The sequence below is a fragment of the Niastella sp. genome, assembly GCF_045805085.1.
Lineage (GTDB): Bacteria > Bacteroidota > Bacteroidia > Chitinophagales > Chitinophagaceae > Niastella.
The window spans coordinates 1-9,665 of record NZ_JBJMLX010000465.1; the positions used below are offsets into that span (position 1 = coordinate 1).

Here is a 9,665-nt window from a genome sequence, read left to right on the forward strand (position 1 = left end):
ATATTCATAGCCGCCTGATCTTTTTAGGAGCTCCCTGATGGATCTCATCATACTATGAGATTGCTTTTAGGGGCAAAGCTATAAAATAAAGGGGAAACGGAAGTATTCTCACATCCCTCACTGAAAGCATACCCGTTTCCCTGTAAACGTGCACCTTGTTTCTTGTGCCTTTCTGCTTAAATTGCATCAGATATGCGACAACTTGCAGCTATATTATTTGCCGATATGACGGGTTACACCGCCCTGATGCAGGAAAATGAGCAACTGGCCCGTAGCAAACGCCAGCGGCTTAAGGAAGTGCTGGAAGCCACTATTCCCCGCTTTTATGGCAAAATTTTACAATATTACGGAGATGGTTCGTTGAGTATTTTCAACAGCGCCATCGATAGTGTGCATGCGGCCATTGAGATCCAGCAACTGCTGCAGCAATCCTCTACAGTTGACCTGCGCATCGGCATCCATACCGGTGATGTGACCATTGAGGAGGAAGCCATTTATGGCGACGGCGTTAACCTGGCCTCCCGTATTGAGTCGCTGGCCGTGCCCGGCGGCGTATTTGTCTCCGAAAAAGTCTATGACGAGATCCGCAACCAGCAACATATTCAAACCCGCGAACTGGGTTATTTTGAATTAAAGAATATAAAACAACCCATCCGGGTGTTCGCCATCGCCAACAACGGCATTGTGGTGCCCGGTCGCAATGAAGTGCGGGGCAAAACGGCCGCGCCTAACAATCGCCTGGCGGTGCTGCCTTTTGTAAATATGAGCGCCGATCCGGAGAATGAATATTTCAGTGACGGGATCACCGAAGAACTGCTGAATACGCTCACCCGCGTGGATGGACTGCAGGTTACTTCGCGCACCTCTGCCTTCGCGTTTAAAGGGAAGAATGACGACATTCGCGACATTGCCATACAATTGAACGTCGACAAAATACTGGAAGGCAGCGTGCGCAAGGCTGGCAATCGCGTTCGCATCACCGCCCAGCTGATCAATGCGGCTGATGGTTTTCACATCTGGAGTGAAACCTACGACCGTAAACTCGATGATATCTTTGAAGTGCAGGACGAGATCAGCGCCATCATCACCAACAAGCTAAAAGAGAACCTGACGGTTTCGCCCAAACAGGTGCCAGGCATAAAATCGAGCATTAAAAACATTGCTGCTTATACGCATTATTTAAAAGGATTACATTTCAAGAATAAACTGACGCCCGGCGATACCCGCAAGGCCATTGAATGTTTTAAACAGGCCATCGCCATCGAGCCCAGGTATGCAGAAGCGTATGCGATGGTTGCGCAATCGTATTGCGCGCTAGGCACACAGGGACAAATGATTCCGCATACGGCTTTTGAAATTGGCCACCAGTATGCCGATAAGGCCCTGGAACTGGATGACACCATTGCAGAAGGGCATATCGCTAAAGCCATGGCTTATTTGTATTATGAATGGAAATGGCAGGATGCATATGATGCCTTACAAAAATCGATTGAACTGAATCCCGGTGCGGTAGCCGCTTATGACCTGTTGGGATTTTATTATATCGCCAAGGGACAAAAAGCAAAGGCAGTTAAAGTACTGGAGGAAGCAGAACAAATTGACCCGCTCTCCCCTACCATCATCCGTTCTCTGGGCATGATGTATATTTTTGCAGAACGGTTTGATGATGGTATAGTACAAGCTGAAAAATTACTGGAGATGAACCCTGAAATGCGCAGCGCCATTGAATTAAAGGCCTGGTGTATTGGCATGAAGGGCGACTGGCAAACAGCACTTGAATATTTTTTAACAGTACACCGGCTTACCAATCATCCATTAAAAGGATTAATGGGTCTGGGTCACGCGTATGCCCGGTTAGGTATGACAGACAAAGCCCTGGAATGCATTCAAAAGTTAGAACAACGCGAACTGGAAGAACCTGACTCTGTCATCGATGGGGATTTTGCCGCTATCTACCTCGCCCTCGGTAACCTGGATAAAACTTACTATTATCTGAACCTTTGCATAGATAAAAGAATGGGACCAGTTGCCTGTTTCATAGAATATCCTCCTTACAAAACAGTAAAAGCTGATCCCCGGTTTGAAGATCTGAAGCATAGAATGGGAATTTCTGCGGAGGTATAATCTTTCAACTAGCCCCTTTTTGAATTACTTTTGAGCCTTTAAAAAATAGTAATTTTCAGTAATCCATGGCCCCGCGCCTGAATTATTGAACAACAAAGGCAATATGGCGTTATTAAAGGTTTCCGGGATCGGCAAACAATTGGGTACTACCACCGTTTTACAAGACATTTCGTTCAGTCAGAAAAAGGATCAAAAACTGGCGATCGTGGGTGAATCCGGATCCGGAAAAAGCACCCTGTTAAAGATCATTGGCGGACTGATACAACCCGACGCCGGCGACGTGCTGTTCGAGAACAAACATGTGGAAGGACCGAATGAAAAATTGATCCCAGGCCATCCGAAAATGGCGTATTTGTCGCAACATTTTGAACTCCGCAATAATTACCGGGTTGAAGAAATACTGGAATACGCGAATACCCTGCCCGAACACGAAGCAGAATCGTTGTATGAAATATGCCACATCCGCCATTTGCTAAAAAGGAAAACCGACCAGGTTTCCGGTGGGGAGAAACAACGGATTGCCATGGCGCGGTTACTGATCGGCGCCCCAAAACTGTTCTTGCTGGATGAACCATTCTCGAACCTCGATAACCTGCACCGAAATACCTTGCGGGCTGTCATTCGGGCCATGGGTGAAAGACTGGGCATTACCTGTTTAATGGTGTCGCACGACCCGGTGGACGCCCTCAGTTGGGCCGATGAGATCATTGTAATGAAAAGCGGACAGATCATTCAGCAGAATACTCCGGAAAAAATTTACCGGCAACCTGTTAATGAATATGCTGCCGGGTTATTCGGTAAATTCAATGGTTTTACCAAAGGGGAAGCAGCTGCATTCGGCGAAATACCCAAAGCCTACGGTAACGGCAAACGGTTATACATCAGACCTGAAGCATTTACCCTGGCAGCTAAAAAAAGCAAAACAGCTGTTCCCGGAAAAGTAACAGAGGTTGCTTTCCTGGGCAGCGGTTATGAAATTGAAATTGCATTGCCTGAGAGCATGATCACTGTAAGAACCGAACATAACACAGTAGAGAAAGGCGATACCGTTTATGTGACATTTAAAAAATAACTTTTCATGGAAACAACAACTACCCCTGCCATTTCTTTTCGACAGAAGGAGATAGTGAAGCAATACACCGAAGCACTGGATAAACATATGCTGGAATTAAAAGCCGGCGAAGTAGAAGTCATGTACGAGATCAGGGATTTTGCCAACCAGCTGCACATTCATCCCGTTCATTTAAGCACTACCGTCAAGGAAGTGACAGGTAAAAGCGCCTGCGATATTTTTGAGGACCGGCTGGTAGTACTGTCCAAGGAAATGATAGCCACTTCACCCCTGCCTATTGGGGAAATTGCCCGCCAGCTTACTTATGATCCTTCCAACTTTGTAAAATTCTTCAAAAAGTTCACCGGCATGACCCCTAAAAAGTACCGGGATAGTTTATAATTATCACTTTTCTTAAACACTCACCATTTTTCCTTAAGCTGTCACCACGCCCATCCCGGTAATTGTTGCCAATTTTGTGCGTAACAAATAGCACAATATGTCAACAACAAAAATCGCATTGGTAACCGGCGGCAGCCGGGGCCTGGGAAAAGATATGGCCATCAACCTGGCTAAAAAAGGGATTAACGTTATCCTCACATACAACAGCAATGAAGCAGCCGCTACAGAAGTAGTGAAAACCATTGAAGCATTGGGTCAGCAGGCAGTGGCCCTGCAACTGAACATGGCCGATTTAAAATCGTACAACGCGTTTGTACAACTGGTCGCGTCTACCCTACAATCAAAATGGAACACCAACGCTTTTGATTTCCTGATCAACAATGCTGGCATTGGCGGCGGTGTGCCTTTTGAAAATGTAACGGAAGAATTTTTTGATGAATTTCTGAACGTACATTTTAAAGGCGTTTACTTTTTAACGCAGCATTTTGTTCCGTATATTAACAAAGGCGGGCGCATTATCAACATCTCTACCGGTACAACCCGGTTCGTAAATCCCGGTTATTCCGTATATGCATCCATGAAAGGCGCCATGGAAGTATTGACCAGATACATGGCGAAAGAATTAGGTGCTAAAGGAATTACAGCCAACATTGTAGCGCCAGGCCCCATTATTACAGATTTCAATAATGCTACCATCCGTAACAATCCCAAATTGCAGGAAGTCCTCAGTTCGTTGACACCGTTAAATCGTGTGGGCGAAGCTGAAGATATTGGTCCGGTAGTGGCGTTCCTGTGTACGAGCGATGCTGCCTGGATCAATGGGCAGCGGATTGAAGTAGCAGGGGGAATTAATTTATAGTTCTATGTTTTAAGTTTAAAGTTTTATGGCTGCTTCATCATGTGGGGCGGCCTTTTGCTTTTAATCCCACGGGCATCGTAATTAAAAGCTCAAAAATGCTCGTACATTTTCTACTATGAAACCGGGATATACACCTAACCAGCCTAACAAACACATCAGCACCACCAGCGAGGCATAGGTGGCTACGTAAAAGAATGGATGCAGCGTTCTTTCTTTCACCGGTGTTAACGGTGGCGTAGCAAACAGGGTACTGATAATACGCAGGTAATAAAACAACCCGATCACACTGGTCAAAACCAAAACAATGGTTAGTAACCACCGGTGTTGTTGCACCCCGGTTGTGAGTATAAAGAATTTGGCAGGAAATCCTGCTGTTAACGGAATGCCCGCCAACGACAATAACGCAACGGTAAAGATGGCCGCCATTAATGGACTGCGCCAGAACAAACCGCGGTAAACGCTGAGGTCATCGGCATCCCTGCGGGTGGTTGACAACAAGGTAATGACACCAAATGCCGATAACAGGGTAATGGAATAAGCCAGCAGGTAAAATACAGCGGCGCCTATACCGGCATTGCCCGACAAAAACGCCACCAGCAGATAGCCAAAATGCGCAATGGATGAATAAGCCAGCAGGCGTTTCACGTTCTGTTGCATTAAGGCCAGGATATTTCCTACGATCATACAGGCAATGGCCATTATGGTAATGATGGTAACTGCCAGCACATTTTGTTGTAAATGGATGGCATCTGCAAAACGTATTAAAACGGCAAAAACGCCAATCTTCGATACGGTGGCAATAAACGCCGTCACAGGCGCCGGTGCGCCCTGGTACACATCGGCCGCCCACAAATGAAATGGCACCAACGCCAGTTTAAACCCAATGGCTACCAGGATCAATCCAATACCCATAATAAACAAAACCGACATGCCTGTGGTATCAATAACGCGGGCAATGGCGGAAAACTCCATACTGCCCGTTTCCATATAGATCAATGCCATGCCGAACAACAAAAAGGCCGATGACAAAGCCGCCAGCATCAGGTACTTCACACCCGCTTCCACCGCATTATTGCGGTTTCGCAAATACGCGATCAACGCATACAGACTTACGCTCAACAATTCCAACCCAATAAAAAAAGAAATGAAATGCCGGCTGATGGTCAGCACCGCTGAACCCAGGGTAGCCAGGAATAACAGGATGTAATATTCCTTTGGGTTCTCTTCGCGTTCTTCGAAATAAATATAGGAAAGCAGCCCCACCACCAGTACCGAAAATATAATGAGCCCGGTAAACAAGGCGGCCAATCCATCTACCACCAGCAACGGCGGTATTTCCCGGGGCAACGTATTCCGCACATACCACATAGCCAGCACCACGCCGCACATCATCATAAAGCCCGTTACCTGTATCACCGTATGGCTTTGCCTGAATGCGATCAGCAGGATCACTACGATCGCAGCTGCTGCGAGTATAATGAAAGGAAGTAATGCTAAAAATTGAAGGTATGTCATGTTATGAAGAATTTAATGTTCCCGGTTGCCGGGAAAACCGGTAACTGGCAACTTTGAATTACAAGCGTACCAATTGACTAAGAGTACCATTAACCATATCAAACACCGGCTGTGGAAATAATCCCAGGAAAACAATGGCAGCGGTAAGACATGCCATTATGATCCATTCGCGGGCGCTTATATCGGCGGGTGGGTCGGTAATTGTTTGGATCTGTCCAAAAAACACCTTTTGCATAATGCGCAAGGAATACAATGCCGACAGCACCAATCCAAAGCTGGCGATAACTGACAACACCGGGCTTACTTCAAATGCGCCTAACAAAATGAGGAATTCGGCAATGAAATTACCCAGTAAGGGCAGGCCCAAAGAGGCCATTACAAACACCATCGCCAGGCCGCCCATCTGCGGCATGGCCGTCCATAAACCACCCATTTGATTGATGTCACGGGTATGCAGCCGCTCTTTCAACATGCCGGCCAGCACAAACAAGGCGCCCGTACTCACTCCATGCGTAAGCAATTGCATCACCACGCCCTGCAGCGCCATTTGCCTGAAAGCAAAAACACCCAACAATACAAATCCCATATGGCTAACCGATGTATATGCAATAAGCCGTTTAAGATCGGTTTGGGCATACGCCAGCAATGCGCCATAGATAATACCTACCACGCCCAACAACATGGCCCACCAGGCAATACCAGCTGCAGCTACAGGGAAGAAAGGCAATACAAACCGGATGATGCCATAAGCCCCGGTCTTTAAAAGCAACCCTGCGAGGATCAAACTGCCGGCGGTGGGCGCTTCGCTGTGCGCATCGGGCAACCAGCTGTGCAGGGGAACCATCGGCAGCTTGATCACAAAAGCGATCAAAAACCCCAGCATGATCCAGCGGGCAGTAGCATCGTTGTTCATGGCAGTATTCAATAAGGCGAAATAGTCAAATGTATAATTGCCGCTGTTTTGTTGTCCATGAATAAAATACAGGGCGAGGATCGACAACAGCATCAGCAGTCCGCCCGTTTGGGTAAAAATGAAAAATTTATAGGCCGCATTGCGCCGATTGAAGTCGCCCCAAATGGCAATCAGGAAATACATAGGCACCAGCATTACTTCCCAGAAGAAATAAAACAGAAAAAGGTCCATGGCGACAAAAACGCCCGCAATACCAGCCAGCGTCCATAACAAATTGAAAAAGTAAAACCCGGTTTTCTCCCGGATCTCATTCCAGGAACAAAGCACCGCCAGGATGCCCAGCAGGGCAGTAAGCAGGATCATAACAAAACTGAGCCCATCCATCGCCAGGTGAAAGCTGATGCCGAAGGCAGGGATCCAGTTCAGCTGGAAATCGATCAGCCAGGTATTACCGCTGCCAACAGCTGGTACATGTTGTAGGTACCAGATTATTGGCAGCAGAAACGCAGCGATCACCGCAACCAGGGCCGTCCACTTACAGGCCAGCTGATTGCGTTGCGCCACCAGCCAGCACGCAACGCCGCCAATCAATAAAATGCTTATCATCCAAACCAGTATCATAACAACAATTGAAGCGTGATAATAAACAGGATACCAGCCAGCACACCAACGATGTACATCCGCAGCGAGCCGTTTTGTGAAACCGACAACCAGCTGTTCAATCTAATACTTGCCTGGGCAATGGCGGTGTACATCCGATCGATCACATCACCTTTATTGATACGGGTTAAAAACAAAAATGGTTTTACAAATACAAAATTGTACAGCTGATCAAACTTCCAGCCGCTGAATAAAAAATTGCGCGTGGCTGACAAACCGGGCGACTGCTGCCACCGCACACCTGTCTTTCCATAATACAGTACATATCCCAGATACACGCCCGACAATGACACCAACATGGCTATGCCCTGTAACAACCACTCGGAAGGCTGGTTTTGTTTCATTACGGTTTCGGGTAATACTTTTTGTACCTGGTCAGAAAACAGTGTAAGGTGGAACATATTATGCGGCCATTCAATAAAACCAGCTGTAATGGAGAAGAAAGCCAGGATGAGCAGCGGAATGATCATGCCCCGGTCGGGTTGCTCATGCACATGTGTTTTCATATCGCCCCAGAACACCACCAGCATCAACCGCGTGCTGTATAAGGCTGTAATAAATGCACCGGCCAGGGCAATGAACCACAACACCGGGCTGCCACCGGCTGCACTCCAACTGTACCAGAGAATAGCATCCTTACTATAAAAACCAGCGCTCACCAATGGCAAGGCGCTCAAAGCAGCGGCGCCTGCCAGAAATGTAATAAACACTTCGGGCATTCTTTTTCGCAGTCCGCCCATCATAAAAATATTATGTTCATGGTGCAGGGCTTCAATCACTACACCAGCAGCCAGGAACAAAAGGGCTTTGAAAAACGCATGGGTGAAGAAATGAAAAATAGCGGCGCTCCAGGCGCCTACGCCCAATGCCAGGAACATATACCCGATCTGGCTGATGGTGGAATAAGCCAGGATCCGTTTGATGTCTGTTTGCACCAGGGCGCTGCAACCCGCAACAAATAATGTAATAGCGCCGATGATCGCTACAATGGCCATCGTCACCGGTGACAACAGGAACAACCCATTCATACGGGCAATCAAATACACGCCTGCAGTAACCATGGTGGCTGCATGTATCAGGGCGCTTACCGGGGACGGACCGGCCATGGCATCGGGCAACCAGGTTTGCAACGGCAACTGCGCCGATTTACCCATGCCGCCTGCCAATAATAATATCGTAATGAGGAGGATGCGTGAACCTCCTGCCGTAAAATGTCCAGGCGCCTGTTGCAAAATTGTTGTTATGTTCAACGAACCGAGCTCTTTGAACAAAAGGAACAAACCGATCAGCAAAGCGGTATCGCCGATACGCGTGATCAAAAATGCTTTATTGGCCGCCCGGCAATTAGAGGGTACATCATACCAGAACCCGATGAGCAGGTAACTGCATAAACCAACCCCCTCCCACCCCAGGTACAACAGCAACAGATTATCGGCCATAACCAGTAACAACATAGAACACACGAACAAATTCATACAGGCAAAGAAACGGGCATAATCGGCATCGCGCCACATAAAGAAAGTAGAATAGATGTGGATCAGCGCGCCTACAAAAGTGATTATAAATATAAAGACAAGCGTTAAAGCATCTACGCGCAAACTGATATCAACTGATAACGTTCCTACCCTGAACCATGACCACAACAGTTGCTGCCAGGCGCCCCCCTGCGGTGGCGTTAGCAAAAATGAAATGCCCATTCCAATGGTAATGATCGCCGCTATGCATACCGTACCCGCACCTATTGCGGCAATAACTGGTTTGCTTAACTTTCGCCCAAACAACGAGAGTAACAAGAAACCAATCAGCGGTAAAGCAGGTATGTATACTAAAAGTTGAGACATAGTTGAAAAGTTGATATAGTTGATAGGGTTAACAAGTTGACCAGTTGACGAGTTAACCAGATAACCAGGAATGCAATCCAAGAACTAACGAACTCAATAACTTAAGAACTTAATAACCTATGAACTTAAAACTTTGAACTTGAAACTTTGAACTTGAAACTAATCCCTTAACTCCTTTAGCCTATCCACATCCATCGTTTTATGCTGATGATAGATCTGAAGCACGAGTGCCAGTCCTACCGAGACTTCTGCCGCGGCCATTGCCAGGATAAACAGGAACATGACCTGTCCATCGGGTTG

The 9,665-nt window shown here is 47.1% G+C and carries 8 protein-coding genes; 4 read left to right on the forward strand and 4 right to left on the reverse strand.

The features are described 5' to 3' along the window. Positions 1–192: 192 nt before the first annotated feature. The 4 genes from ACJ751_RS24440 (at position 193) to ACJ751_RS24455 (ending at position 4,436) form a co-directional block, all read left to right on the forward strand. A complete protein-coding gene (locus tag ACJ751_RS24440) occupies positions 193–2,124 on the forward strand; it encodes an adenylate/guanylate cyclase domain-containing protein (protein ID WP_407748151.1) in 1,932 nt (643 codons plus the stop codon). A 103-nt stretch (positions 2,125–2,227) separates the two neighbouring features. Then, entirely contained in the window at positions 2,228–3,196 is a 969-nt protein-coding gene (locus ACJ751_RS24445; RefSeq protein WP_407748152.1) for an ABC transporter ATP-binding protein, read from the forward strand. A 6-nt stretch (positions 3,197–3,202) separates the two neighbouring features. Then, the gene (locus ACJ751_RS24450) at positions 3,203–3,577 is read left to right on the forward strand and encodes a helix-turn-helix domain-containing protein (RefSeq protein ID WP_407748153.1); all 375 of its coding nucleotides are present in this window, start codon (positions 3,203–3,205) and stop codon (positions 3,575–3,577) included. 97 nt (positions 3,578–3,674) lie between these two features. Beyond that, complete coding sequence (locus ACJ751_RS24455; RefSeq protein WP_407748154.1) at positions 3,675–4,436, forward strand: SDR family NAD(P)-dependent oxidoreductase; 762 nt, start codon at positions 3,675–3,677, stop codon at positions 4,434–4,436. 81 nt (positions 4,437–4,517) lie between these two features. Here the strand turns inward: ACJ751_RS24455 and ACJ751_RS24460 are convergent, their stop codons facing one another. The 4 genes from ACJ751_RS24460 to ACJ751_RS24475 all read right to left on the reverse strand — a co-directional run. Beyond that, complete coding sequence (locus ACJ751_RS24460) at positions 4,518–5,951, reverse strand: NADH-quinone oxidoreductase subunit N (protein WP_407748155.1); 1,434 nt, start codon at positions 5,949–5,951, stop codon at positions 4,518–4,520. A gap of 58 nt (positions 5,952–6,009) precedes the next feature. Then, positions 6,010–7,485, reverse strand: coding sequence for a NuoM family protein (locus ACJ751_RS24465; RefSeq protein ID WP_407748156.1), 1,476 nt, complete (start codon positions 7,483–7,485; stop codon positions 6,010–6,012). Further along, complete coding sequence (gene nuoL, locus ACJ751_RS24470) at positions 7,482–9,365, reverse strand: NADH-quinone oxidoreductase subunit L (protein WP_407748157.1); 1,884 nt, start codon at positions 9,363–9,365, stop codon at positions 7,482–7,484. Before nuoL ends, ACJ751_RS24465 begins: the two co-directional genes overlap by 4 nt. A 159-nt stretch (positions 9,366–9,524) precedes the next feature. Further along, a partial coding sequence (locus ACJ751_RS24475) for an NADH-quinone oxidoreductase subunit NuoK (protein WP_407748158.1) occupies positions 9,525–9,665 on the reverse strand: 141 nt, incomplete at its 5' end.